Annotated in this window: 22 protein-coding genes; 7 read left to right on the top strand and 15 right to left on the bottom strand. The window is 70.9% G+C overall.

All coding sequences use genetic code 11. The features are described from left to right. Positions 1 to 6: 6 nt before the first annotated feature. From BJ993_RS18715 to BJ993_RS18680, 8 genes are all read right to left on the bottom strand, one after another. Positions 7 to 750, bottom strand: a complete 744-nt coding sequence (locus BJ993_RS18715; RefSeq protein WP_257027576.1) for a prepilin peptidase — start codon at positions 748 to 750, stop codon at positions 7 to 9. Positions 751 to 803: 53 nt separating this feature from the next. Then, on the bottom strand, positions 804 to 3,005 hold the full coding sequence (locus BJ993_RS18710) for a hypothetical protein (RefSeq protein WP_179650508.1): 2,202 nt from the start codon (positions 3,003 to 3,005) through the stop codon (positions 804 to 806). Beyond that, positions 3,002 to 3,637, bottom strand: coding sequence for a PulJ/GspJ family protein (locus BJ993_RS18705; protein WP_179650507.1), 636 nt, complete (start codon positions 3,635 to 3,637; stop codon positions 3,002 to 3,004). The genes BJ993_RS18710 and BJ993_RS18705 overlap by 4 nt, the downstream gene beginning before the upstream one ends. Further along, the gene (locus tag BJ993_RS18700) at positions 3,628 to 4,065 is read right to left on the bottom strand and encodes a type II secretion system protein (protein ID WP_179650506.1); all 438 of its coding nucleotides are present in this window, start codon (positions 4,063 to 4,065) and stop codon (positions 3,628 to 3,630) included. Before BJ993_RS18700 ends, BJ993_RS18705 begins: the two co-directional genes overlap by 10 nt. A 47-nt stretch (positions 4,066 to 4,112) precedes the next feature. Then, positions 4,113 to 5,318, bottom strand: a complete 1,206-nt coding sequence (locus BJ993_RS18695; protein ID WP_179650505.1) for a type II secretion system F family protein — start codon at positions 5,316 to 5,318, stop codon at positions 4,113 to 4,115. A 2-nt stretch (positions 5,319 to 5,320) separates the two neighbouring features. Next, the gene (locus tag BJ993_RS18690) at positions 5,321 to 7,054 is read right to left on the bottom strand and encodes a GspE/PulE family protein (protein WP_179650504.1); all 1,734 of its coding nucleotides are present in this window, start codon (positions 7,052 to 7,054) and stop codon (positions 5,321 to 5,323) included. Positions 7,055 to 7,067: 13 nt separating this feature from the next. Beyond that, positions 7,068 to 8,180 carry a type IV pilus twitching motility protein PilT gene (locus BJ993_RS18685; RefSeq protein ID WP_308645625.1) on the bottom strand — a complete coding sequence of 371 codons (1,113 nt, stop codon included), beginning with the start codon at positions 8,178 to 8,180 and terminating at the stop codon, positions 7,068 to 7,070. 90 nt (positions 8,181 to 8,270) lie between these two features. Beyond that, a complete protein-coding gene (locus tag BJ993_RS18680) occupies positions 8,271 to 8,624 on the bottom strand; it encodes a prepilin-type N-terminal cleavage/methylation domain-containing protein (protein ID WP_179650502.1) in 354 nt (117 codons plus the stop codon). Positions 8,625 to 9,030: 406 nt separating this feature from the next. Here BJ993_RS18680 and BJ993_RS18675 point away from each other — a divergent pair, with 406 nt between their 5' ends. After that, positions 9,031 to 10,107 carry an alpha/beta fold hydrolase gene (locus BJ993_RS18675; RefSeq protein WP_179650500.1) on the top strand — a complete coding sequence of 359 codons (1,077 nt, stop codon included), beginning with the start codon at positions 9,031 to 9,033 and terminating at the stop codon, positions 10,105 to 10,107. 3 nt (positions 10,108 to 10,110) lie between these two features. Here BJ993_RS18675 and BJ993_RS18670 read toward each other — a convergent pair whose 3' ends face one another. From BJ993_RS18670 to BJ993_RS18660, 3 genes are all read right to left on the bottom strand, one after another. Further along, positions 10,111 to 10,890, bottom strand: coding sequence for an SDR family oxidoreductase (locus BJ993_RS18670; protein ID WP_179650499.1), 780 nt, complete (start codon positions 10,888 to 10,890; stop codon positions 10,111 to 10,113). 5 nt (positions 10,891 to 10,895) lie between these two features. After that, positions 10,896 to 11,708, bottom strand: coding sequence for an SDR family NAD(P)-dependent oxidoreductase (locus tag BJ993_RS18665; RefSeq protein WP_179650497.1), 813 nt, complete (start codon positions 11,706 to 11,708; stop codon positions 10,896 to 10,898). A 197-nt stretch (positions 11,709 to 11,905) separates the two neighbouring features. Then, complete coding sequence (locus BJ993_RS18660; protein WP_242530573.1) at positions 11,906 to 12,337, bottom strand: Lrp/AsnC family transcriptional regulator; 432 nt, start codon at positions 12,335 to 12,337, stop codon at positions 11,906 to 11,908. An 89-nt stretch (positions 12,338 to 12,426) separates the two neighbouring features. On the opposite strand from BJ993_RS18660, the gene BJ993_RS18655 reads away from it, so the two are divergent. Both BJ993_RS18655 and BJ993_RS18650 read left to right on the top strand, forming a co-directional pair. Then, positions 12,427 to 13,323 carry a phenylalanine 4-monooxygenase gene (locus BJ993_RS18655; RefSeq protein WP_036541928.1) on the top strand — a complete coding sequence of 299 codons (897 nt, stop codon included), beginning with the start codon at positions 12,427 to 12,429 and terminating at the stop codon, positions 13,321 to 13,323. A 111-nt stretch (positions 13,324 to 13,434) separates the two neighbouring features. Continuing rightward, positions 13,435 to 16,545, top strand: a complete 3,111-nt coding sequence (locus BJ993_RS18650) for a M14 family metallopeptidase (RefSeq protein ID WP_308645624.1) — start codon at positions 13,435 to 13,437, stop codon at positions 16,543 to 16,545. A gap of 133 nt (positions 16,546 to 16,678) precedes the next feature. Here BJ993_RS18650 and BJ993_RS18645 read toward each other — a convergent pair whose 3' ends face one another. Beyond that, a complete protein-coding gene (locus tag BJ993_RS18645) occupies positions 16,679 to 17,596 on the bottom strand; it encodes a LysR family transcriptional regulator (protein ID WP_036542933.1) in 918 nt (305 codons plus the stop codon). A 76-nt stretch (positions 17,597 to 17,672) separates the two neighbouring features. Between BJ993_RS18645 and BJ993_RS18640 the strand changes: the two genes are divergently transcribed. Both BJ993_RS18640 and BJ993_RS18635 read left to right on the top strand, forming a co-directional pair. After that, positions 17,673 to 19,007 (top strand): FAD-dependent oxidoreductase, encoded by a 1,335-nt coding sequence (locus BJ993_RS18640; RefSeq protein WP_179650495.1) that lies wholly within the window; start codon positions 17,673 to 17,675, stop codon positions 19,005 to 19,007. Positions 19,008 to 19,153: 146 nt separating this feature from the next. Then, positions 19,154 to 20,116 (top strand): 2-hydroxyacid dehydrogenase, encoded by a 963-nt coding sequence (locus tag BJ993_RS18635; RefSeq protein ID WP_179650493.1) that lies wholly within the window; start codon positions 19,154 to 19,156, stop codon positions 20,114 to 20,116. Here the strand turns inward: BJ993_RS18635 and BJ993_RS18630 are convergent. The 3 genes from BJ993_RS18630 to BJ993_RS18620 form a co-directional block, all read right to left on the bottom strand. After that, positions 20,106 to 20,471, bottom strand: a complete 366-nt coding sequence (locus tag BJ993_RS18630) for a DsrE family protein (protein ID WP_036541926.1) — start codon at positions 20,469 to 20,471, stop codon at positions 20,106 to 20,108. The two genes, BJ993_RS18635 and BJ993_RS18630, sit on opposite strands and share 11 nt — an antisense overlap. 299 nt (positions 20,472 to 20,770) lie before the next feature. Beyond that, entirely contained in the window at positions 20,771 to 21,130 is a 360-nt protein-coding gene (locus BJ993_RS18625; protein WP_179650491.1) for a GIY-YIG nuclease family protein, read from the bottom strand. A 276-nt stretch (positions 21,131 to 21,406) separates the two neighbouring features. Continuing rightward, complete coding sequence (locus BJ993_RS18620) at positions 21,407 to 22,456, bottom strand: alpha/beta fold hydrolase (RefSeq protein WP_218864745.1); 1,050 nt, start codon at positions 22,454 to 22,456, stop codon at positions 21,407 to 21,409. A gap of 103 nt (positions 22,457 to 22,559) precedes the next feature. Here BJ993_RS18620 and BJ993_RS18615 point away from each other — a divergent pair, with 103 nt between their 5' ends. Together BJ993_RS18615 and BJ993_RS18610 are read left to right on the top strand one after the other, a co-directional pair. Next, on the top strand, positions 22,560 to 23,774 hold the full coding sequence (locus tag BJ993_RS18615) for a S1C family serine protease (protein WP_179650489.1): 1,215 nt from the start codon (positions 22,560 to 22,562) through the stop codon (positions 23,772 to 23,774). 43 nt (positions 23,775 to 23,817) lie between these two features. Beyond that, positions 23,818 to 24,978: a glycoside hydrolase family 6 protein gene (locus BJ993_RS18610; RefSeq protein WP_179650488.1), complete on the top strand. Its 1,161-nt coding sequence runs from the start codon at positions 23,818 to 23,820 to the stop codon at positions 24,976 to 24,978. The last annotated feature ends 10 nt before the right edge of the window (positions 24,979 to 24,988 follow it).

Here is a 24,988-nt window from a genome sequence, read left to right as displayed (position 1 = left end):
GCACCCTCACACCCCGATCAGCTCCAGGTAGTAGTTCCCCAGCTCGCCCGCGCCCAGGATCGCCGTCCACGCGCCCAGGATCATGAACGGCCCGAACGGCACCGCCGTCTTGCGCCCCGCCTTCCCGCCGACCATCAGCAGCACGCCGGCGACGGCCCCGAGCAGGAAGCCCATGAACGCGCCGACGAGGAAGGTCCCCCACGTCAGGTACGCGGTCATCCCGCCGACCAGCCCGGCCAGCTTCACGTCCCCGAACCCCATCCCGCCGGGCGCGACGAACCACACGATGAAGTAGAACGCCCCCAGCACGGCGGCCCCGATCAGCGCCCGCAGCAGCGCGTCTCCGTCCCCGCCGATCAGCAGCAGCGCCGCCAGGACCGGGTACGACGGCAGCACGATCACGTCCGGCAGCCGCTTCACGTCGAAGTCGATCAGCGCGAGCGCGATCCCGATCCCGGCGAAGGCGAGGTACGCCGGCAGCAACCGCAGCCCCGCCTCGTCCGCCCCGAGCCGGAGCGCCACCAGCGCGAAGGCCACCCCCGTCCCCGCCTCGACGAGCGGGTACCGCGGACTGATCGGCTCACCGCAGTCGAAGCACTTCCCCCGCAGCACCAGCCACCCGAGCACGGGGACGTTGTGCCGGGTCCGGATGGCGTGCCCGCACTTCGGGCACGCGGAGGGCGGGTGCACCACGGACTCCCCCGCCGGCACCCGGTGCGCGACGACGTTGAGGAACGACCCGATGGCCAGCCCGAGGAGGCCGGCGATCGCCGGGATCGCGATGTCGAGGAAGTCCTGCTCGGTCAGCGGGTGTGGCTCCAGTTCAGCACGGTCACTTCACGGTTCGGAGGTCCTGGGGTGCCACCCTCGTCGAACAGCTCCACGCGCGACTCCAAAGCCAGCTCCCCGCCACCGGGCGTGCACCCGGACGTGACGCCGGGGCAAAGGTAGACCTTGAGGCGCACGAGTGTCCGCTCGAACCCGAAGCCGGGCGAGTCGTCAGGGATCTCGAACACCGGGCCGGTGTAGCGCGGGTTTCCCGTGTTGACGCTGAACGACACCGATCGCGTGACGACGCCGAACTTGGCCACCTCGGCGCTGAAGTTGCTGAGCACGATGCTCATGTGGCCGTAGGGAACGTAGGTGGTCCCCTGGAGGTACATGTTGATCTTGTTGTTGCCGCTCGGGTCGGTGCCGAGGATGGGGCAGCTCGTGCCGGTCTCGATGCAGGTGCCCTGCTCACCGCGCAGGACCGGGACGTAGTAGGTCAGGTCGAGCGCCAAGGAGTCCAGCGTGACGGTGTTGTTTCCGTTGGTGGTCACCTTGACCGCGTACACCAGCCGCGCGCCGGAGTAGCCGTAGTCGTGCACCTGCTTCTGCAGCGCCTGGAACTGGGTCGGGTCCGCGGTCGCGAGGTTGACGGTGTCGACACCACTCGTCGTGTTGCGCACGGGGACGTTGAACGTGCCCGTCGCGGCGGGCGCGCCGGTCACCTGGACGGTCACCGTGCTCGCGTTGGCGACGTCCTTGTGCTTCACGCGCAACGAGGCACCCGTCAGGATGGCGCCGGCCGGGACATTCTGGACCGGGGTGAAACCGGGCACCGTGATCGTGCCGTTCTTGGTCCCGTTGCCGGTGGTGGTCCAGGTCGCCTCGGCGCCGCCGTCGGCGCTCACCGCCGCAGCAGTGGCGTTCGTCCACGTTCCCTGCGGCTGGGTCGTGGTCACGCTGCCGCTGGGAAGCAGTCCGTTCGCCTGGGCCGAGGTGGGGGTGCTGCCGGTCTTGAGTCCGTAGAGCTCGATGGGTGGACGGTTGGCGTGATAGGTCGCACAGAGCTCCATCCGGGCACCGCTGCTGCCGTTGCCGTCCAGGAACAGCCTGCTGTTGCCGCCGAAGACGAACTGGACGCCCTGGGCGTTGATGTTCGTGATCGGGCTCTGGCAGTTGCCCGGGATCAGCCCGTTGCCGTTCGCCGGGAGCGGCGAGGGAGGCCGCGAGAGGACTGCGCCAGTCGTCGGGTTGGTGGGCGTCCCCCCGACGACGTCGGTGCCACGCGGGATCGTCCAGACATTGGTGGTGCCGGCGTAGAGGTTGTCCGGGCAGACGTTGGCGCAGGTCTCGTCGTGGAAGTCGAAGTAGTAGTTGCCCGGCTTGAACCACATCACCCGGCACAGGCCCATGGCGGTGTTCAGTGCCTGCGCGCTGTCGTAGTAGCCCGGCGCGAACTCGGCCACGCCGCCCGTGCAGGACGTCGGCGGCTGCTGCAGCGCGGGCACGGTCGAGCCCAGTTCGTGGTTGTAGTTCGGGTCGTTCAGCGCGGCCGCAGCGGGGGGCGAGTCCGAGCATCGTTTGGTGGAGGGCGCGACCACGGTCGTCGCCGAACAGGTCCCCGTGGCCTTCACGTCGCCGGCGTCCAGGGCGACGGGGCCCGAGATGTTGCCGTTGGCATAGACGCCGCCGTGGACGTTGAGGGTCTGCGAGGCCGAGATGTTCCCGCCGGTCTTCGTCGTCCGGTCGCCGAGGGCGACGATCGCGTAGCCGGGCTTGTTGCTGCTGTTGATCGGTACGGCCGATCCCTGTGCGCCTGTGGCCTCCTCGGGTTCGCAGACCACGGCTGCCGACATGGCGCTCTGGGTCTCTCCCGTCTGCTTGGGGATCAGGCCGTCGAGGACGAGGGTGTCCTTCGGGGTGGTCGAGGAGCCGCTGCCGTCGTAGCCGAAGCAGCCCGTGCCCGCGACATTGGTGTAGTACCACTTCGGCACCTGTGCACTGCTGCCCGAGCCCACGCTGTAGCCGGTCCGGAGACCGTTGATCGCCACCTGCGCGGCGGCGTCGGCGGCGTACGACGAGCGGGCGACGTCGCGCAGCGCGACGGTGGCGCGGAGGCTTCCGTCCCCCCGCGTCAGCACGGCGCCCGTCACCACGGCCACCACGGCGACGACGAAGATCGCGATGATGAGGATAGCGCCCTCGTCGGAGCGGCGGCGCCGCAGGCGGAAGTTCATGACTGTCTCCGTTCGCCAGAGAGCGTGGCGGTGTAGGCGGTCGTACCGTTGCCCTCGGGGTCCAGCACGGACAGGTTGAGGTTGACCACGGAGGGCACGTTGGCGCCGGAGCCGGTGCAGGCGACATCGCACGTCTTGGTCGGCAGTGCGTTGAGGCTGTGGGCCACCTCGACGGTGGAGTCAACGGTCGCGCCGCTGCACCGGCGGCGGACCAGGTCATAGCCGGTGCCGTCGGCCTGGGCCACATAGCTCACCGTCACGCGAGCGGGCGTGGCGGTCGAGTCGAGCGAGGTGTACTCGCTCCACGCGAGGGTGGCCACGACCGTGCCCGACGGGAGCGCACACGCAGGCGTCACGTCGACCGACTGCTGCAGCGGGAACGTCTTGGTGCCGGCGTCGAAGGAGCGGACACCGATGCTCGCCACGTCCCGCTGCCAGTACGCCGCCACGAACTGCACGTCGTGCGACTCGGTGAGCCGCGCCTGGGTGTCCACGGTCGTCTTGAAGTAGCTGATGACGATCCCGGTGAGTCCCGCGATCACGAAGCCGATGATCGTCACCGTCATCATCAGCTCCATCAGGGTGAAGCCGCTGTCATCGCGCAGGTCGCGGCGATCCGGATTCAGGGACATGCCGTCCCCGTCCCACACGAGCGCCGCACGACGATCGTCAAGCGCTCTGTCGCCCTGCTGTCCGAGCTCGCAACCGTGAGGGTCAGGCGCTGGACGCCCTTGTCCCTCGACGGGCAGGAGCCGGTCGTGATCACCGAGCCGTTGCCGTCGAGCGGTTGCGCGGCTGACGCCGAGGCCGTGTAGCCCGAGGGGACGGCGTAGCCCACCGTCGCCGGCGCATAGGCGCCCGCACCAGCGCACGGGACATAGTTGCCATCGGCGTCGAGATACTTCTCGATCGCCTCCGCGTACGTGCGTACCGCGGAGCCGCCGGTGGACTGCTTGCGGTGGATGTCGGAGCTCTTCACTGCCAGCTGGAGGCCGGCCATGATCGCTACCCCGGCGATGGCCAGGATCGACAGCGCGACGAGCGTCTCGATGAGCGTCACACCCGCATCAGAGGTGGACGCTGTACGCCGGCGCGCGAGCCACTGCATCAGAGCTCGACCTGTTGGAAGATCCCGTACATCGCAGACACCAGGGCGACCGCGACGAAGCCGACGATGCCACCCATGATCACGATCACGATCGGCTCGAAGAGCGCGGTGAGCTTCTTGATCTTGTAGTCGAGCTCGTCCTCGTAGTACTCCGCCGTCACCTCGAGCTGGGTGTCCATCGACCCCGTCTCCTCGCCGACGCGCAACATGGCAGTGGCGGTTCCCGGGAAGAGTTGCGTCCGCGCCAGCGGGCCGGCGATGCCCTGCCCCTCGAGCATCTGCTCCGTCACGCCGTTGAGACGCTTCATGAAGACCCGGTTGCGCAGCGAGTCCGTCGCGACCCGGATGGCCTCGGGCAGGTTGACTCCCGCGCTGACCATCGAGGCCATCACGCGACAGAAGCGTTCGACGAGGGCGTACTGGATGGTCTCGCCCAGGACGGGGACCTTCAGCAGGAAGGCGTGGAAGACGTACTTCCCGCGCTCGAAGCGCTGGGAGATGAAGAAGAGCAGGGAGACCGTGGCGATACCGATCAGGATCGCCCACCACCAGTCGCCCAGGAAACCAGTGAATCCGAGCAACATCCGGGTGGGCAGCGGGAGCTCGGCGTCCAGCGAGTCGAAGAAGTCGACGAACTTCGGCAGCACGTAGAGCGCGAGCACGAGCACCGTCGCCACCGACATGATCGCGACGGCGATCGGATAGATCATGGCCGACTTGATCTTGCGCCGCGCCTCGAGGTCGCGCTCGATGTAGACCGCGAGGCGGGACAGGACCGTGTCCAGCTCGCCGGTCAGCTCGGCCGAGCGCACGATGCCGCGGTAGAACTCCGGGAACACCCTCGGGTAGCGCTCCAGGGTGTCCGAGAAGCGCTCGCCGGTGCGCAGCCCGTCCTCGATGTCGTGCATCATCCGGCGCACCGAGGAGTTCTCGCTCTCGGCACCGATCGAGTGCACCGCATCCAGGATCGGCAGGCCCGCGCGCAGGAACGCCGCGATCTGGCGGGACAGGTGCATCACGTGCTCGCGCTTGATCCGCGGTCCCGAGATCTCGTACTGCAGGATGCTCGTCTTCTCATGCACCCGCAGGTCGCGCAGCTCCTGCTCGTAGAGCGCGACCTCGGCGTCGCCGCGGTTGGCGGCCTTCTGGGTCCCCTTGACGCTCTGGCCCTGCGGGTCCACTCCGACATAGGCGAACTTCGGCATGCTCAGACTCCTGCCACGTAGATGGAGCGCATGACCTCGGCGGCCGTGGTCGTGCCGTGGGTGACCAGCTGTGCCGCCTGCTCCTGCAGGGTGCGCATCCCCTGGCTGCGGGCGAGCTTTCGCATCTGGTCGTGGGGGGCGCGATCGACGATCAGCTCGCGCACCTCGTCGGTCACCACGAGCATCTCGTAGACACCGATCCGCTCGAGGTAGCCGGTGTGGGCGCAGAAGTGGCAGCCGGTGCCGTGCTGGAAGCCGCCGATCGGCTCCTGCCCGCCGTACTGCTGGAGGAAGGCGAGCTCGTCGGGCGACGGCTGGTAGGGCTCGAGACACGACGTACAGCTGCGGCGAACCAGGCGCTGGGCCACGACAGCCGTCACCGACGAGGCGATGAGGAAGGCCTCGATGCCCATGTCGAGGAGTCGGTAGAGGGCCGAGACCGCCTCGGTCGCGTGCAGCGACGAGAGCACGAAGTGACCGGTGAGCGCCGACTGCACGGCGATCCGGGCGGTGTCGACGTCACGGATCTCGCCGACGAGGATCACGTCCGGGTCCTGGCGCAGGATGGACTTGAGGCCACCGGCGAAGGTGATGCCGGCCGCCTCGTTGATCTGGATCTGGTTGATCGAGTCGAAGGTGTACTCGACCGGGTCCTCGATCGTCATCAGGTTCTTCTCGGGGCTGTTCAGCTCGCCGAGCGACGCGTACAGCGTGGTGGTCTTGCCACCACCGGTGGGGCCGGCACAGATCACCATGCCGAACGGGTTGTGGATCAGCGCGGAGTAGCGCTCCGCCGTGTCGGCCGGCATGCCGAGCTGCTCCAGCTCGAAGAGCGGCCGGCTCTTGTCGAGCACCCGCATGACGATCTTCTCGCCGCCGACGACCGCGGTCGTCGAGACCCGGATGTCGACCTCGCGACCCTCGATGACCATCGAGATCTGACCGTCCTGCGGCCGGCGTCGCTCGACGATGTTCATGTCGGCGAGGATCTTGACGCGGCTGACGATGGCCGGCCCGATGGAGCCGGGCAGGTCGAGCACCTCGGTCAGGGCGCCGTCGATCCGGTAGCGCACGCGGACCCGCTCACCCGTCGGCTCGACGTGGATGTCTGAGGCCCGGTCGCGCATGGCCTGGGTGATGATCGACTGGACGACCCGCACGACCGGCGCGTCCTCGTTGACGTTGACGCCGTCCAGGTCGAAGGTGTCCTTGCGCAGCGCGTCGCGCGCCTCGAAGGCCGTGATCTGGCCGCCGACCTCGTGGGTGGCCCGGTACGAGGTGGCAAGGCCCCGCTCTAGGTCACGCGCCGTGGCGACCGCCGCCCGGACCGGTCGTTCGAGCACCGATGCCACGGCGGCGATCCGCTCCGGAGCCGGGTCGAGCACAGCGACCGTGACTGCGTCGTCGTCCACGGCGACCGGCAGCACCTGCAGGGTGGTGGCCTGCTCCCGGGTCAGCAGGGCGATGGCTTCCTCAGCCGGTGTGATGGTGCGGAAGTCCGCCAACGGCACCTGGTGGTGCTCGGAGAGCGTCCGCGCCAGCGCATCATCGGTGATGGCGCCGCTCGCGATGAGCTTCGTCGCGAGTGCTCCCTCCTGCCCTCGAACGGCGTCGAGCTGGTAGGGCTGCACCCGGCCTGCGCTGACCAGGATCCGACCGAGCCGCTCGTCGTCCTCGTCGGTTCGGGGTGCCGCGATCGGCGCCTCGACCTTGCTGTGGCGTCCCTTGAGCCTCATCGTCCGTCCTCGTTCAGCGGGAGCCCATTGCGGCGGGGACCGTCGAGTAGCGCGGACGCGCTTCGATGTCCTTCGGGTAGAGGCTGCGCGCGGCCGCCTCCTCCTCGGTCACGATGCCATCCTGGACGAGGCGCGACAGCGACTGCTCAAGAGTGATCATCCCGTCCTGGGCGCCGGTCACCAGGGAGTTGCGCAGCTGGTGGGTCTTGCCCTCCTTGATCAGGTTGCGGACGGCGGGCGTGGCGACGAGCACCTCGTAGGCCGCGGTCATCCCGCCACCGATCTTGGGGATCAGCCGCTGGTAGACGACGCAGCTCAGTGCGGCGGCGAGCTGGACCCGGATCTGGGCCTGCTGCTCCGCCGGGAAGACGTCGATCATCCGGCCCAGCGACTGGGCGGTGTCGTTGGTGTGCAGCGTCGCGAACACGAGGTGGCCGGTCTCGGCGACGGTGAGCGCGAACTGGATCGACTCCAGGTCGCGCATCTCACCGACGAGCAGGACGTCGGGGTCCTCGCGGAGCACGGAGCGCAGCGCGTCGCGGAAGCTCGCGGTGTCGGTGCCGACCTCACGCTGGTTGACCGCCGCCATCTTGTGGTCGTGGACGTACTCGATCGGGTCCTCGACGGTGATGATGTGGCAGCCGCGGTTCGAGTTGATCAGGTCGATCAGCGAGGCGAGGGTGGTCGACTTGCCGGAGCCGGTGGGCCCGGTCATCAGGATCAGGCCCTGGTGGCGCATGGAGAGCTCGCGCAGCGCCACCGGAAGGCCGAGCTCGTCGACGGTCGGGACATGGCGCGGGATCATCCGCAGGGCGACGGCGGTCAGGTTGCGCTGCGTGAAGGCATTGCCGCGGATCCGAGCGTGCTCGCGCCAGGAGAAGGAGAAGTCGTACTCGTGCTGGGCGCTCCACGCCGTCGCCTGTTCCGGCGTCAGCACCTCGGCCAGCAGGTCATCGGTGTCCTCGGCGCTGAGCGCCGGCTGGCCCGGGATCGGACGGAGCGATCCGTCGACGCGGAGCATGGGCGGCATCCCGACGGTCAGCATCAGGTCGGTGCCCTGTACCTCCCACAGGGCGCCGAGCAGCTGGTCAATGCGATCACCGATCCGGTGCAGGTGGTGGTACACGTGGAGCCCCTCAGGTCTGGTCGTGCCGGGACGGATGCCGAAGGAGGGCCGCCGCCAGAGCGACGGCCCTCCTGTTGCGAGCTGGAATCGTCAGCAGGCAGCCGGCGCCGGGTTCAGGGCACCCGTGGCCGTGATGGCGGTGGCGCCGGTGATCGAGGACACGGTGCCGTCCGGCGCCGCGCGCAGGAAGCCCTGCGTCACGAGGGCTCCGACAGTGCCCGGGTAGCTGCCGTTCTCGGCGTATGCGGCCTCGACGGCAGTCTCAACCGTGCGGATCTCGGTCTTGCACGCCGCCTCCTCGCCGTTGTCCGAGATGCCCCGGACGGAGAAGACGACGACCGCGGCGAGGATGCCGAGGATGATGATGACGATCAGGAGCTCGATGAGCGTGAAGCCGCGGTCCTCGCGGCGGGCCGCCTGGAGGCGGTCGATGGTTCGGCGCATGGCGTTACCTCTTCGGAAGAGAGAGTTGAACGGGAGAGGATGTGAGCCCGAGCCACTGCGTCGATGAAACGACCTCTCGCGACGCCGCGTCATGGCAATGCGGTTTTCTTTACTTTTCATCTGCTTGTACCCCGACTAAGGTCCGCCCAGCACCTATCGGATCCGATGGTTCGCCTGCGAAACGGCCCGCAGGTGCGCATAATCTGCCGCCGCCCCTGAGGCTTCGCAGATCGGAGAATTGCGCGAAGGTTTGGCACTTTCGGCGTCTCGCGACGTTGGTGCGCAACCTCCTCGACCACCCGGTCGCCCGGGGGTTTCGAGGCTCCTCGCTAGCGCTCGTCGCACCTCAACCACCGGGCCGTGGAACGTCCCGACGGATCCGGGTGACGTGGGCCACACTGTGCCCGTGGCCACCCCTTCCGCTCCCAAGGCGCCCAGCAAGCAGTCCGTCGTCAACCTGTGGGACTTCCTGGTCAAGGGCGGCATCGCCGACCTGACCCGCACCCCCTCGGAGATCATCGACACCGGACGGACCCGCGAGCTCCATCGGTACGACAAGGCGAAGGGCGTGCGCAGCAAGGGCATCCCGGTGCTGCTGGTCCCGCCGCTCGGCTCGCAGGCGTCCTGCTTCGACCTGCGGCAGGGGCTCTCGCTGGCCCAGGACTTCGTCGACCGGGGCCGGCCGACGTACCTCGTCGACTACGGGCCGCTCAAGGGCGAGGACCGCAAGGTAGGCATCGAGCACTTCATCAACGACGTGCTGCCGCCGGCCATCCGCAAGGTCTCCGAGGACGCCGGCGGGCGCGACGTGCACCTGGTCGGCTGGTGCATGGGGGGCCTGCTCTCGCTCGGCACCGTCGCCGTCCACCAGGACCTGCCGGTCCGGTCCGTCGCGATGGTGGCGAGCCCGTTCGACCTGTCCAAGCAACCGCTCCTCAAGCCGGTGCAGGCCGTGGCGAAGGTGACCCGCGGACGGTTGGTCGGCTCAGCGCTCAAGGCTGCGGGCTCCGTGCCCGCGCCCGTGGTCAGCATCGGGTTCAAGGCGACCGCCCTGCCGACGTACCTGAAGAAGCCCCGAACCCTCTGGAACAGGCGCGAGGACAGGGAGTTCCTCGGTCAGGTGCAGGCCGTCGACCACATCATGAACAACATGCTGGCCTACCCCGGGCGGGCGACGCTGCAGGTCTACCAGCGGATGGCGCTGCGCAACGAGCTCGCCACCGGCAAGGTGCAGGGCCCCAACGCGCTCGTCGACCTCGCGACCGTGAAGGTCCCGGTGATGAACGTCGCCGGCAAGACCGACGTGCTCGTCCCGGCCGCGGCCGCGCACCACGTCGGCGACCTGGTCACCGGCTCCCGCGACGTCCGGCTCCCCCTCGCCCCCGGCGGCCACCTCGGCGTGCTCACCGGCACGAAGGCGCCGGAGACCACGTGGGCCTACATCCACGAGTTCCTCGAGGCGCACGACCGCAAGCGGCGCTGAGGCTCAGGGCCGCCGCAGCGCCCGGTCCACGACCGCCGGCAGGTGCCGGATGGCGACCGCGGCGAGCCGGCTGTCGCGCCCCGGTACGACGAGGAAGCCGCGCCGCCGACCGAGCGCGCCCATCAGCGCCTCGGCCACCTCGTCGGGCGTCAGCGTCTTCACGCTCTCCTCGGCGGCGAGGACCTCGGCCGGCTTGTGGCGGTTCTCCTCGTCGAAGCCGGGGGTCAGCGTGTTGGGCGGGCAGAGCACGAGCACCCGGACGCCGTACGGGCGGACCTCGCGGCGCAACGCCTCCGAGAAGCCGACCACGCCGAACTTGGTCGCGCTGTAGACCGTGTAGCCGAAGACCCCCGCCAGTCCGGCCATCGACGACGTCGTCACGACCGTCCCGCCGCCGGCCCGGCGCAGGTGCGGGAGCACCGCGCGGGCGACGTTGATGGTGCCGACCAGGTTGGTCGCAACCATCCCGGCCACGTCCTCGGCCGGCAGCTCCTCCAGCCACCCCGGCCGCGCGTAGCCGGCGGTGGTCACCACGAGGTCCGGTACGCCGACCTCCGCCACCAGCGCGTCCACGACGCCCTGCACCGCCTCGGCGTCGGTCACGTCGACCGCGCGGGCGAGGGCGTCGTCGCCGAGCTGCGCGAGCGCCGCGCCGAGCTTGGCCTCCGAGCGGGACAGGATCACCACCTCGGTGCCGGCCGCGGCCAGCCGTCCGGCGACGGCGAGGCCGATCCCCTCGGAGCCGCCGAAGACGAACGCGCGCTGGTGCAGGGGCCCGGTCATCGTCATCAGTGTCCCGACAACCGGCTCGTCACGCGGCCGATCAGCCGGGTCCGGCCGGGTGCGACCCGTGAGGCCAGGTCGATCACCCGCGCGTCCGGGCCGACCACCGCGCGCGGCTGGTCCCTCTCGATCGCCTTGACGATGCGGCGCGCGACGAACGACGGTGGCGGCATCAGCACCGAGAGCGGGCCCTGGGAGACCTTCGCGATCCGGGCCCCGTCGGCGCCGCGGGCCGTCGCGGCGATGCCGGTGCGGTGGGTGCCGGGGAAGACGACGGAGACACCGACCGTCGTACCGGCGAGCTCGCCGCGCAGCGCCTCGGAGAACGCCTTCACGGCGCCCTTGGTCAGCGCGTACGTGGCCGTGTGCGGCAGGCCCATCAGCCCGGCCATGCTCGAGACGTTGACGATGTGCGCCTCGTCCTGCTGCCGCAACACCGGCAGGAAGGCCCGGCAACCGTGGACCACGCCCCACACGTTGACGTCGACGAGCATCCGCATGTCCTCGAGCGCCTCGTCGGCGAACGCACCGACGGAGGTGATGCCGGCGTTGTTCACGAGGACGTGGACGACGTCGTGCCGCTCCCGGACCTCGTCGGGCAGGGCCGCCATCCGCTCGGCGTCGGCGACATCGGCCAGGTGGGTCGTCGCGCGGCGACCGTGCGCCTCGACCAGGCGGGCGGTCTCCGCCAGGCCCTCCGCGCGCAGGTCGACCAGCGCCAGGTGGCAGCCTCGCGCGGCGAGGCGCTGCGCCGTCACCCGTCCGATCCCGCTGCCGGCACCCGTCACCACGGCCACCCGGCCCTCGAAGCTCTGCACGAGAACAGGTTATAGAGGAGGGGGCGTCTCGCGACGGTCGCTGCGCGACCTCCTCGACGACCGGCTGCGTCGCTGCGCGACCTCCTCGACGACCGGCTGCGTCGCTGCGCGACCTCCTCGACGACCGGCTGCGTCGCTGCGCGACCTCCTCGACGACCGGCTGCGTCGCTGCGCGACCTCCTCGACGACCGGAGGTGTCAGGACGGGCCGACGTGCTCCTCGAACACCAGCACCGTCTGGGTGGCGACCACCTCGGGGAGCGCCTGGATCCGCTCCAGCACCAGCTCGCGCAGGTGGTCGGCGTCGCGGGCGCGGACCAGGATCACGCAGTCGAAGTCGCCGGTGACCAGCGCGACGTGCGCCGCCTCCTCCAGCTCCCAGACCTTCTTGCGGAACGACTTCCACGAGTTCTGCTTCGTCCGGACGTGGACGTACGCCGACAGGCCGAGCCCGATCGCGGCGTGGTCCACGTCGACCGTGAACTTCCGGATGACCTTGGTGTCGACCATCCGCTTCACCCGCGCGTAGGCGTTGGCGCGGCTGATCCCGACCCGGGTCGCGACGTCGCGGATCGACGTCCGCGAATCGTCCCGCAACACGTCCAGAATCGCGCGGTCGACGGCGTCCATGCGAGACATGTTGCCACAATTCGACGTACCTGATGACCAAACGTCCGACGGCACTGGCAATTCTGTGGATCGGGTCACACACTGCAGCCATGTTCGAGGAAGGTCAGTACTTCGCGCCCGTGACCGCCAACGAGGACGGAGCGCTCGAGGTCCATCTCGGCGCCGACCACCCGGGGTTCGCCGACCCCGAGTACCGCGCCCGCCGTGACGCGCTCGCGACCCTCGCCAACAACTGGCGGCCGGGCACCCCCGCGCCCATCGCGCCGTACACCGACGACGAGCACCGCGTGTGGCAGGTCGTCAGCGAGGCGCTGGTGACCAAGCACCGCAGCTACGCCTGCCGCGAGTTCCTCGACGGCAAGGAGTCGCTCGGACTCCCCATCGACCACATCCCCCAGCTCGCCGAGGTCAGCGAGTGGCTCGCGCCCCTGACCGGCTACCGCTACCAGCCGGCCGCCGGACTGGTGCCGCTGCGCGAGTTCTACGGCTCGCTCGCCGACAAGGCGTTCTGGTCCACGCAGTACGTCCGCCACCACTCGGTGCCGCTCTACACGCCGGAGCCCGACGTGCTGCACGAGGTCGTCGGCCACGGCAACACCCTCGCCAACCCGCGCTTCACCGCCCTCTACGAGCTCGCCGGCCAGGCCTCGCGTCGCGTGCAGAGCGCGGACGCGCTCGAGTTCGTCAGCAAGGTCTTCTGGTTCACCCTCGAGTTCGGCGTGCTCTGGGAGGCCGGCGAGCTCAAGGCCTACGGCGCGGGCATCCTCTCCTCCCCCGGCGAGATCGAGGCGTTCCGCGGCATGAACATCCGCCCGCTCGACGTCGCCACCATGGGCACGCAGGTCTACGACATCACCGACTACCAGGACGTCCTCTACGTCGCCGAGTCGTTCGCCCAGGTCGAGGACGTCGTCGGCGGCTTCTGGGCCGACTGCACCGACGACTCCATCGCCGCGATCCTGGCCCGCACGCCCGCCCACGCGTAGGACCTCCTCCCGGCGACGAGTTTCGCCCAGCTTCTTGACGGTGACCCAGATCACAGCGAATGTGTGCAGCGCGGACCATCCCCTTCCACCCATGAAGCAGAGGTCGATCTCGTGCGCCACCTACCTGCAGCGCTTGCCCTCACCGCCCTGACCGCCGGCCTCCTCACCGCCGGTCCTCCCGCCAGCACCAGCCCCAGCCGCGACGACCGCGGCAGCGGCGGCGGCCTCGAGGTGTACGTCGTCGAGGCGGCCCCGGGCCAGCTCGACGCCCTCGAGGACGTCGGCGTCGACACCCACCACGTCACCCAGGAGGACGCCGGCCAGGGCAACGTCCGCCTCGACGCCGTCATCACCGGCAGGCAGGCCGCGCAGCTGCGCAAGGACGGCCTCAAGGTCACCGTCAAGCGGGTCAACGGCCGCAAGGCCTCCGAGGAGGCGCGTCGGCAGAACCTCGCCGGCTACGACGCCTATCGCTCGTACAGCGAGGCCGGCGGCATCGCCGACGAGCTCCGCGAGACGGCGGCGGCCAACCCCTCGATCGCCAAGCTCGTCAGCATCGGCAAGACCGTCAACGGCCAGGACATCCTCGCGCTCAAGGTGACGAAGAACGCCCGGCAGCTCAAGGACGGCAAGCGCCCCGCGGTCCTGTACGGCGGCGCGCAGCACGCCCGGGAGTGGATCACCCCCGAGATGGTGCGCCGGTTGATGCACCACTTCCTCGACAGCTACGGCTCGGACCCCGAGATCACGTCGCTGGTCGACACCACCGAGCTGTGGTTCCTGCCGGTCTCGAACCCCGACGGCTACGACTTCACGTTCACCCCCGACAACCGCCTGTGGCGCAAGAACCTGCGCGACAACAACGGCGACGGGACGATCACGCCCGGTGACGGCGTGGACCCCAACCGCAACTTCGCGGTCAAGTGGGGCTGGGACAACGAGGGCTCCTCGCCAGAGCCGGCCAGTGAGACCTATCGCGGCCCGGGCCCGAACTCCGAGCCGGAGACCAAGGCGCTCGACGCCCTCATGGCCCGGGTCGGGTTCGAGTTCTACATCAACTACCACTCGGCCGCCGAGCTCCTGCTCTACGGCATCGGTTGGCAGGTCGGCACGCCGTCGCCGGACGACGTGATCTCGGAGGCGATGGTGGGTGACGACGCCAACCCGGCGGTCCCCGGCTACGACCCGGACATCTCCGCCGAGCTCTACACCACCAACGGCGACACCGACACGCACGCCCAGGTCGAGTACGGCACGCTCGGCTTCACGCCGGAGATGACCACCTGCGAGACGGCGTCGAACTCCGACCCCGACGACGAGTGGGAGGCCGACGACTGCCTCTCCGGCTTCAACTTCCCCGACGACGAGGGCCTGATCCAGGCCGAGTTCGAGAAGAACATCCCGTTCGCCCTCTCGGTCGCGAAGTCGGCGACGGACCCCGACGACCCGGTGTCTGTCGTCAAGGACGACGGCAAGGCGCGGACGGCCGCCGACATGGTCTCCGACCCGTTCTCGGTGTCGCACGGCACCACCCAGCCGGTCGCGGTGACGGCCAAGAAGGCGATCAAGGACCTGAAGCTCAACTACTCCGTCAACGGCGGTCCGACGAGGACGGCCAAGACGGCGCTGTGGAAGGGCGGCGAGCGCTACGGCGACACCCACCACGACTACTACGGCGAGTTCCGCGGCACGGTCACCGGCACGGCGTCCGGTGACTCGGTCAAGGTCTGGTTCACCGGCGTCAAGCCCGGCAAGGGCCCGGTCAGGAGCGAGCCGTTCACCTACGAGGTGGCCGACGACATCGGCGGCGACGTGCTGATCCTCGCCGCCGAGGACGTCACCGGCGCCAGCCCCGTCCAGGGCGTGACGACCGCCAAGTACGCCGACGACTACGCCGCGGCGCTCACGGCCGCCGGCTACACCTCCGACGTGTACGACGTCGACGCCAACGACCGCCGGGCCCCGCACCACCTCGGCGTCCTGTCCCACTACGACGCCATCGTCTGGGAGTCGGGCGACGACATCATCACCCGCGCGGTCGGCCAGCCGGGGGGCACGGCGGCCAAGCTGTCCAACGACCTCGAGACCGCCGTCCGCGACTACCTCAACGAGGGCGGCAAGGCGCTGGTCACCGGCCAGTACAACCTCTTCGCCCAGGCCACCGGCGCGACGTACTACTTCTCGCCGACGGCGCCGCCGGAGTGCACGGTCCGGGCCAACCCCTGCCTGACTCTGGAGAACGACTTCCTCCAGTACTGGCTCGGCGCCTACAACTACGTCAGCGACGGCGGCACGGACCCCGACTCGGGCAACCCCTACCCGGTCCGCGGCGACGACGGGACGTTCGACGGCTTCGCCGGCACCTTCAACGGTGGCGACGGCGCCGACAACCAGGGCCACACGGCGTCGCTGCTGACCACGTCGAGCTTCCTGCCCCCGGCCGAGTTCCCGCAGTTCGCGAGCTCGGAGCCGATCGAGTGGGACCGCCCCGGTGGCGCGCCCTTCGACCCGCACACCGGCGACTGGTACATGTTCAGCCAGACCGCCGACCAGGGCTGGAAGCGGCTCAGCCGCACGGTCGACCTGACCGGGAAGACGTCGGGAGCGCTCAAGTTCCAGATGTCGCACGACACCGAGGCGGACTGGGACTTCGTGATCGTCGAGGCCCACGAGGTGGGCAGCGACGAGTGGACCACGCTGCCCGACGCCAACGGCCACACCGCGCAGGTCACCGGTGAGTCGTGTGCGTCCGGCTGGGACGCCATCCACCCGTTCGTCGCCCACTACCAGGGCGCGGACTGCTCGCCGACCGGCACCACCGGCGCCTGGAACGCCGCGACCGGCAGCAGCGGCGGGTGGCAGGAGTGGAACGTCGACCTGACGGCGTACGCCGGCAAGCAGGTCGAGGTGTCGATCTCCTATCTCACCGACTGGGGCACCCAGGGCCTCGGCGTGTTCGTCGACGACACGCAGGTCATCGTCGACGGTGCACCGACCGCGACGACCTCCTTCGAGGACGGCCTCGGTGGCTGGACCCCGTCCGCGGCGCCGGCCGGCTCGCGGACGACGAACAACTGGGAGCGCAGCCAGACCGCCTTCCAGGAGGGCGCGGGCACCGTCACCGAGGACACGGTGTTCACCGGCTTCGGCGCCGAGGGCCTCACGACGACGGCGATGCGCAACGACTTCATCGCCGCGGCGATGGAGCACCTGCTGGACTGACGGCCTCAGGAGCGACGACCCAGGAGTGACGACAGCAGGCCCGCGGCACCACGCCGGGGGCCTGCTCGTCTCCCGGTCGTCGAGGAGCTTGCGCAGCAAGCGTCACGAGACGCCCGGGCGCACCTCTCGGGTGTCAGCGGCGCGACGCCCAGGCGACCAGCTCGCGGGCCGGGCCCTCGGGCGGGTGCGGACCGCCCTTCCAGACCGCGTGCAGGCGGCGGGTGAGGTCGAGGCCGGTCACCGTCACCCGGACCAGACGCCCGGTGGCCAGGTCGTCGCGGACGGCATGCGCGCCGACCGCCGCGGGACCGGCGCCGGCGGCGACGGCGGCCCGCACGGACGCCGTACTCGAGAGCTCGAGGACGGGCGCCGCCATCGGCAGGTCCGCGAGGGCGCGCTCGAGGACGGTGCGGGTGCCCGACCCGACCTCGCGTACGACGAGGGGCGTGGCCGCGAGCGTCGCCGCCGTGACCCGGCGGCGGGACCGCAGCGCCCACGGGTGCGCGGGCCCGACGACCACGACGAGCTCGTCGGTGCCGACGAGGCGGTGCCGCAGGCCCCGCGGGGCGTCGGGACCCTCGACGAAGCCGAGGGTCACCTCGTCGGCCGTGACCAGCTCGACCACCCGCTGGGTGTTGGTGGCGGTCATCGTGATGTCGGTCGGCTGCTGGCCGCGCTGCACCTGCTGGGCGCGCAGGCCGACCAGCCAACCGGGCAGCAGGTGCTCGGCGATGGTGAGGCTTGCGGCGATGTCGAGGTGGCCGCGGCGGTCGGCGCGCAGGGCGCCGATGCCGGCGTCCAGCTCCTGCGCGGCGTCGAGCACGCGGTCGGCCCACTGCACGACCAGCTCCCCCGTGGGGGTGAGCTCGGAGCCGCGCTTGCTGCGTGTGACGAGGGGCTCGCCGACCAGTGACTCCATGGTGCGGACCCGCGAGGAGGCGGCCTGCTGGGTGATGCCGAGCTCGGCCGCGGCGGCCCCCAGCGACCCCGTGCGGGAGACGACGACGAGCAGCTCCAGCGCCCGGAGATCCGGGACGTGCGGCCCCAACATGGTCACAAGCCTACCTTGTGACCACCCAACCACAACCTCGTTCTGTGAGCGGTCGCGGATCAGCAGACTCATCAGCATGACTCTTCGTGTGGCCATCGTGGGCGGCGGACCGGCCGGCATCTACGCCGCCGACATCCTGACCAGGTCGGAGACCCCCGTCTCGGTCGACATCATCGAGCGGCTGCCCGCGCCCTTCGGACTGGTCCGGTACGGCGTCGCGCCCGACCACCCGCGCATCAAGGAGATCATCAAGGCGCTCCAGCGGGTGCTGGCCAAGCCGGAGGTCCGCTTCCTCGGCAACGTCGAGTACGGCGTGGACGTGAAGCTCGAGGACCTGCGCGAGTTCTACGACGCCGTCGTCATCGCCACCGGGGCCATGGCCGACCGCGACCTCGGCATCCCCGGCGAGGAGCACAGCCTCGGCGCCGCCGACTTCGTGAGCTGGTACGACGCCCACCCCGACGTCCCGCAGACCTGGCCGCTCGAGGCGACGAGCGTCGCCGTGCTGGGCGTCGGCAATGTCGCCCTCGACGTGGCCCGCGTGCTCGCGAAGACCGGCGACGAGATGCTCGTGACCGACATCCCCGCCCACGTCCACGCCGGCCTGAAGGCCAAGACCATCACCGACGTGCACGTCTTCGCGCGCCGCGGCCCGGCGTACGCGAAGTTCTCGCCGCTCGAGCTGCGCGAGCTCAACCACTCGCCCAACGTCGAGGTGATCGTCCACCCCGAGGGCTTCGACGTCGACGCCCACGGCATGGAGCACATCGCCCAGCACAAGTCGCAGAAGATGGTGCTCAACACCCTCACCAGCTGGGTCGGCGCGGACCCGGTCGGCAAGCCGCACCGGATCCACCTGCACTTCGCCGAGGCGCCGGTCGAGATCGTCACCGACGCCGACGGCCGGGTGACCACGCTGCGCACCGAGCGCACCCACTCGCCGAACGAGGACGGCACCGTCGAGGGCACCGGCGAGGTGACCGACTGGGACGTCCAGCAGGTCTACCGCGCGATCGGCTACCGCAGCACCGCGCTGCCGGGCCTGCCCTTCGACGACCGCGCCGCCGTGATCCCGAACGACGGAGGACGGGTCCTGGACCTCGACGGCAACCCGATCCCGGGCACCTTCGTCACCGGCTGGATCAAGCGCGGTCCCGTCGGCCTGATCGGCCACACCAAGAGCGACGCCGCCGAGACCGTCGCCCACCTGCTCGAGACGACGGTGGAGACCGCCACGGCCCGCCGCCCCGAGGACGTCGACGCCTACTTCGCCGAGCGCGACGTCGACGTCGCCACCCACACCTCGTGGGAGCTCCTCGACGCGCACGAGGTCGCCCTGGGCGAGGCCGAGGGCCGCGCCCGGGTCAAGGTCGCCACCCGCGAGGAGATGTTGCGGGCCGGTCGCGCCTGAGCACCACCCCGGTGGTCGAGGAGGTCGCGCAGCGACCTCCACCCCGGTGGTCGAGGAGGTCGCGCAGCGACCTCCACCCCGGTGGTCGAGGAGGTCGCGCAGCGACCGTCTCGAGACCCCCGCACCCGACCTCGTAGGTTGGTCCGGTGACACGATCCGGCGCCGTCCTGCGGGTCCCCCCGCTGAGCAAGCTGCTGCACGAGTCCCTCGCGGCGTCGTACGACGTCCTCGACCTGCCCTCCGAGGGGCGGGCCGCGTTCCTCGCGGAGCACGCCGGTGACGTGGTCGCGATCGCGTGCACCAACAGCGGCCGGGTCGACGCCGAGCTGATCGGCGCGGTGCCGCGACTGCAGGTGGTCGTCAACCAGGGTGTCGGCTACGAGAACGTCGACGTCGACGCCTGCCTCGAGCGCGGCATCCTGGTCAGCCACACCCCCGACGTCCTCGACGACGCGGTCGCCGAGACCACGCTGGGCCTGCTGATCGCGACCCGCCGCCGCCTGGTCGAGGCCGACGCGTTCGTCCGTGAGGGCCGGTGGGCCGACGGTCAGTTCCCGCTCACCGGGCAGGTCAGCGGCAGTCGCGTCGGCATCCTCGGCCTGGGCCGGATCGGGCGCCGGATCGCCGGCGTCCTCGAGGCGCTCGGCTGCGAGATCAGCTACCACAACCGCCGCCTTGTCCCCGGCGTCCCCTACGCCTACGCCGGCTCCCCCACCGAGCTGGCGGCGGCGGTCGACAACCTGGTCGTCGTCGTACCGGGCGGGTCCGCGACGGCCGCCCTCGTCGACCGGGACGTGCTCGACGCCCTGGGTCCGGACGGCGTGCTGGTCAACGTGGCGCGGGGATCCGTCGTCGACGAGCCCGCCCTCGTCGCCGCGCTGCAGGAGGGACGGCTCGGCGCCGCCGGCCTCGATGTGTACGCCGAGGAGCCCCACGTCCCGGAGGCGCTGCGAGCACTCGGGAACGTGGTGCTCCTCCCCCACGTCGGCTCGGCGACCGTGCGGACGCGGACCGCGATGGCGGACCTCACGCTCGCCAACCTCGCGCTCTGGTGGGAGTCCGGTCGCCTGCAGACCCCGGTCCCGGAGATGGCCGCGCTCAGTAGCTGAAGCTGGTCGCGCCCTCGTCGCCGATCCACTGCCACATCGGCACGGTGCCGCCGATCTCGGCGCCGGCGATGAGGTTCTCGGGGTCGAGGGCCTTGGCGTTGAAGCAGAGCGGACAGACGAGGTACCTGCCGCCGGCCGCCTCGTAGCGGGCCAGCAGCTCCGGCAGCGACGGGCATCCCTCGCAGGCCCGGCCGACGGCCGTCCCGGGCACCGCGAGGCGCACGGCCTCCTTGGTCAGGAACATCAGCGTCGGGCGCCCGTGCTCGGCAGCACCCAGCGCGACGAGGAACGCGACGGTGACCTTCTCGGGGTCCTCGAGTCCGGTGGCGAGGCTGACGACGGCCTTGTTCGACATGACGATCTCCTTCGGGTCCTGGGCGGTGTCTCCGCCGATGCCCGAAGCCTCCGCCCGGGAGGGGGTCCACCGGATCCGCGCCGACGCGCAACCCGCGGCGGGTGCGTGGCGGCCGACGCGTACGCGTCACCGGTGGTCGAGGAGGTCGCGCAGCGACGCTCACCCGGTGGTCGAGGAGGTCGCGCAGCGACCGTCACGAGACCCCCGCAACCCGTGCTGCCAACTCATCCCACCGAGCCGGACCGCAGACCGGCTCACCAGGTCTCGAGACGGTTGCTGCGCAACCTCCTCGACCACCGTCACGGGACGTCCGCAGGAGGCTCCCAACGGTCCGGAGCGCCGCTCGTCTGCGCATCCTGGCGCGCCGCCCTACCCGAGTAGCCGCGACTGCCGAGCTCCACCAGCGCGTCGATCCGACCCTCGATCAGTGCGATCCGCTTCGCGCGTCCCCAGCCCTGGATCTGCTTCTCGAAGAGGAAGGCGAGGTCGATCCGGTCGAACCAGTGCGACCACACGAGCACGACCGGGCGACGGCGGGGCCTGCGGGTGTACGCGGATCCGAGGCCCAGGTTGTGCTCGTCGATCCGGCGCTGGAGGTCGACGGTGCTGCCGACGTAGAAGGTTCCGTCGGCGCAACGAAGGATGTAGGTGTACGGCATGACGCGGACCCTCGTCCGCGCCGCAGCAGTCCGCAACGGGGACCCGGTCAGCCTGTGGAAACGAGCCTGACGAAGCGCACCGGTGGTCGAGGAGGACCGTCACCCGGTGGTCGAGGAGGTCGCGCAGCGACCGTCTCGAGACCCCCGCAACCCGTGCTACCAACTCATCCCATTGAGCCGGACCGCGGACCGGCTCACCAGGTCTCGAGACGGTTGCTAGCGCAACCTCCTCGACCACCGGGGTGTGCTGCGCAACCTCCTCGACCGACGGGAGGGTCAGGTGAGGACGCGCGCGACCGCAGCGGCACGGGCCGTGCGGCCGGAGAGCCCGAGCTTGAGGTAGACGTTCTGGAAGTGCCGCTCGACGGTGCGGACGCTGAGGGTCAGGCGGTCGGCGATGGCGGTGTTGTCGAGGCCCTCGGCGGCGAGCAGGAGGATCTCGCGCTCGCGGTCCGTCAGGTGCGACACCGGTACGACGGCCCGGTCCTCACCCACGAACGCCGCGACCTCACGCAGGAACGCCGGCCAGGCGGGCTCGTCCGCCAGCAGCACGTGGTTGCGGGACTCCAGCATCACCAGGCGGGCGTCCGGGATGTCGGCGGCCAGCCGGGGACCCCAGCCGGGCGCCACGCGGTCGCCCTCCGCGTGCAGGACCAGGGTCGGCGTGGTGATCTCCGGCAGCAGCGCCCGGACGTCGGTCGCGTGCCGGGCCACCCGGCTGCAGACGGCGTTCTCGGTGTTCGTCGAGGTGCGCTGCAGCTCGTCCATCCACTCCATCTGCTGCTCGGTCGCGTCGGGGATGAACGAGTTGGTGAAGACCCGGCGGAAGAGCGGGTCCGGCCGCGCCCAGCCCGCGCGGATCATCGCGAGGAAGGCCTCCTCGGCCGCCTCGTCGGCCTGCTGCAGCCCACCCCCGGCCATGCCGCCGTAGAGCACCAGCCGCGACACCCGGTCCGGGTGGGCGTGCGCGTAGGCCAGCGCGACGGGCGCGCCGCCGGACATGCCCATCACCGCGAACCGGTCGAGCCCGGCCGCCTCGACCAGCGCCTCCAGGTCGGCGAGCCGGCGCGCGAGGGAGAAGTCGGTGACCTCCCACTCGGAGAGCCCGAAGCCGCGCTCGTCGTACCGGACCACCGTGGCGAGGTCGCCGAGGTCGTCGAGGAAGTGCCGCCACACCGGGCTCTGCCAGTCGTGCTGCAGGTGGCTGAGCCAGCAGGACACGATGAGCAGCGGCGGACCGGAGCCGTGCCGGGCCCACGCGATCCGCACCCCGTCGTCGGCGCGGCAGAAGCGCACCTGCTGGTTCGGGACCTGAGCGGCGACCACGGGCGTCAATGTACGCCGCTCCCAGCCCCGGCGGCCGGGCTTCGTGGCGACTCCTTGGCCTCCCCACATCGAACCCACAGATTCGCGACGCACGCTCGATGACATGACCAGCCCGACTCCCCCGCCGCCGTACCTGCCGCCCCCGCCGCCGCCCCCGTTCGGGCCGGCCGGCCACGCCCGTCGGCGGAGCGGCCGCGGCCTGGTCGCCGCCGGTGTCGCGGGCGGCGTGCTGCTGGTCGGCACCGGGGCCGCGACGACCGCCGTCGCGCTGCAGGTCCTCGACCGCGACGGCGCCGCGAGCGCCGGCACCAGCCTGGTCCCGTCGACGACCGCCCAGGACGGGACGGGCAGCCGGCCGGACACGGGAACGCTGCCCGAGCTGACGCCGTACGGCGGCGGGCAGGACGCCGGCAGCGAGACCGCGTCCGACGCGAGCGCGGAGCAGTCGACGGGCATCGTGCAGATCACCTCGACGCTCACCAACGGCACCGGGGCGGGCACCGGGCTGGTCCTCGACGCCGACGGCACCATCGTCACCAACCACCACGTGGTCGACGGCGCGACGAGGATCGAGGTCACCGTCGTGTCGACGGGCCAGACCTACCGCGCGACGTACCTCGGCGGCGACGCGGTCACCGACGTCGCGGTCCTGCAGCTGGAGGGCGCCAGCGGGCTCACCCCGGTCGACCTGTCCGACGACGCCGCGCAGGTCGGCGACCAGATCACCGCGGTCGGCGACGCCGGCGGCGACGGTGGCTCGCTGACGGCCGCGCCGGGCACGGTCTCCGCGCTGGGCCAGGACATCACCGTCCAGGAGACCGACGGCTCCTCCACGAAGCTGACCGACCTGATCCGGATGGACGCCTACGTGGTGCCCGGCGACTCCGGGGGCGCCGTCCTCGACGACCAGGGCGACGTGGTGGGCATGAACGTCGCCGCCTCCAGCGGCAGCCGCAATGTGACCGGCTACGCGATCCCGATCGCCACCGTGGAGTCCGTCGTCGACCGGATCGAGGCCGGCGACGAGAGCGGCGACATCGAGCTCGGCTACAGCGGCTACCTCGGCGTCGGCCTCGACCCGTCGGCGTCCTCCGCCCTCATCGCCCAGGTCATCGACGACACCGCGGCCGAGGAGGCCGGACTCGCGGTCGGCGACACGATCACCGCCGTCGACGGTGACACCATCGGCACGGCCGACGCCCTCCGCTCCGCGATCGCCGCCCACGACCCGGGCGACCGCGTCACGATCACCTGGACGACCTCCGGCGGAAGCACGCGGTCGGCCACGGTCACCCTCGGCGAGGGTCCCGTGTCCTGAGCCTTTCGCTCAGGATCGCGGCGGCGGCGCCGACGAGGAGAGGATGCGCCGCCTCATCGTCCTCGGCACCCTGCTGGTCGCGCTGGCACTGGCCGCGTGGCCGGCGGGGGCCGACCCACTCAACCCCGCCAACCCGCTGCAGGACGGCCGTCCCTGGCAGTGGTCCGCCATCACCACGCGCGCCAACCCGGAGCTGCTGAACCACCGCGTCGAGACCGATCCTGCGCGCAAGGCACAGCTCGCGCGGATCGCGCTCACCCCGCGCGTGCGGTGGTTCGCGAACTGCGGCTCCTGCAATGTGGACCGCGTGCGGCAGTCGGTGGCGTCGTACGTCGCCGACGCTCGCCGCAACCACCCCGACGGCGTCGCCCAGCTGGCGATCTTCGGGCTCTGGCCCGACGGCGAGGTGGTCAACGGCCGGCGACCGGCGATGTCGTGGTCGATGACCCGCTACCAAGCGTGGATCCGCCAGATCGCCCTCGGCATCGGCGACGCCCGCGCCATCATCGTCCTCGAGCCCGACCTCGCCATCTCCGCCAACCACGGCGCCGACGGCCGGACCATGCCCGACCCCTCACCGGGCACCCGGATGCGGATGGCCGCGTGGGCGGCGCGCTACCTCGCGACCACTCTGCGCAACGAGACCCTGTACCTCGACGCCGGCTCCGCCGACTGGCTGTACGTCGACGAGGCGGTCCGGCTGCTGCGCGCGAGCGGCGTGCAGTACGCCCGCGGCTTCGCCCTCGGCGCCACGCACTACGACTCCGTCGCCGCCAATGTCGCCTTCGCGGCGAAGGTCTCCCAGGCGCTCGGCCGCGTCGGCATCAGCGGGAAGCGCGCGATCATCGACACCGCCGACAACGGCACGCCCTTCACCTGGGCGCAGTGGAACGCCCGCTGGGGCGACCGCTTCCGCTCGACCGGCAACGAGTACTACCAGTTCGACAACACCCCGACCTGCGGCTCCCCGACCGAGCAGGTCTGCCAGACGATCGGCCACCGCCCGAGCCGCAGCCCGCTCGACGCCGAGGCCGCCAAGCTCGGCCTCGGCACCGACCACCCGACCCTGCGCCGCCAGGCCCGCGTGTACGTCGACGGGTACCTCTGGTTCGGGCGCGGCTGGCGCTGGATGCAGCAGGGTGGCAACGACAGCCGCACCCCGGGGCGGATGGTGCGGATGGCGGCGTACACCCGGTTCCGCTGAGCAGCCCGTC

Source organism: Nocardioides aromaticivorans, assembly GCF_013408525.1.
Lineage (GTDB): Bacteria > Actinomycetota > Actinomycetes > Propionibacteriales > Nocardioidaceae > Nocardioides > Nocardioides aromaticivorans.
This window is presented reverse-complemented; position numbering and strand designations above follow the sequence as displayed.

Coding starts and splice junctions, on each gene's coding strand:
- BJ993_RS18680 (WP_179650502.1), bottom strand. CDS start 8,624: ATGCGCCGAACCATCGACCGCCTCCAGGCGGCCCGCCGCGAGGACCGC.
- BJ993_RS18645 (WP_036542933.1), bottom strand. CDS start 17,596: ATGTTGGGGCCGCACGTCCCGGATCTCCGGGCGCTGGAGCTGCTCGTC.
- BJ993_RS18660 (WP_242530573.1), bottom strand. CDS start 12,337: ATGGACGCCGTCGACCGCGCGATTCTGGACGTGTTGCGGGACGATTCG.
- BJ993_RS18655 (WP_036541928.1), top strand. CDS start 12,427: ATGTTCGAGGAAGGTCAGTACTTCGCGCCCGTGACCGCCAACGAGGAC.
- BJ993_RS18690 (WP_179650504.1), bottom strand. CDS start 7,054: ATGAGGCTCAAGGGACGCCACAGCAAGGTCGAGGCGCCGATCGCGGCA.
- BJ993_RS18640 (WP_179650495.1), top strand. CDS start 17,673: ATGACTCTTCGTGTGGCCATCGTGGGCGGCGGACCGGCCGGCATCTAC.
- BJ993_RS18695 (WP_179650505.1), bottom strand. CDS start 5,318: ATGCCGAAGTTCGCCTATGTCGGAGTGGACCCGCAGGGCCAGAGCGTC.
- BJ993_RS18630 (WP_036541926.1), bottom strand. CDS start 20,471: ATGTCGAACAAGGCCGTCGTCAGCCTCGCCACCGGACTCGAGGACCCC.
- BJ993_RS18705 (WP_179650507.1), bottom strand. CDS start 3,637: ATGTCCCTGAATCCGGATCGCCGCGACCTGCGCGATGACAGCGGCTTC.
- BJ993_RS18710 (WP_179650508.1), bottom strand. CDS start 3,005: ATGAACTTCCGCCTGCGGCGCCGCCGCTCCGACGAGGGCGCTATCCTC.
- BJ993_RS18625 (WP_179650491.1), bottom strand. CDS start 21,130: ATGCCGTACACCTACATCCTTCGTTGCGCCGACGGAACCTTCTACGTC.
- BJ993_RS18670 (WP_179650499.1), bottom strand. CDS start 10,890: ATGACCGGGCCCCTGCACCAGCGCGCGTTCGTCTTCGGCGGCTCCGAG.
- BJ993_RS18615 (WP_179650489.1), top strand. CDS start 22,560: ATGACCAGCCCGACTCCCCCGCCGCCGTACCTGCCGCCCCCGCCGCCG.
- BJ993_RS18610 (WP_179650488.1), top strand. CDS start 23,818: ATGCGCCGCCTCATCGTCCTCGGCACCCTGCTGGTCGCGCTGGCACTG.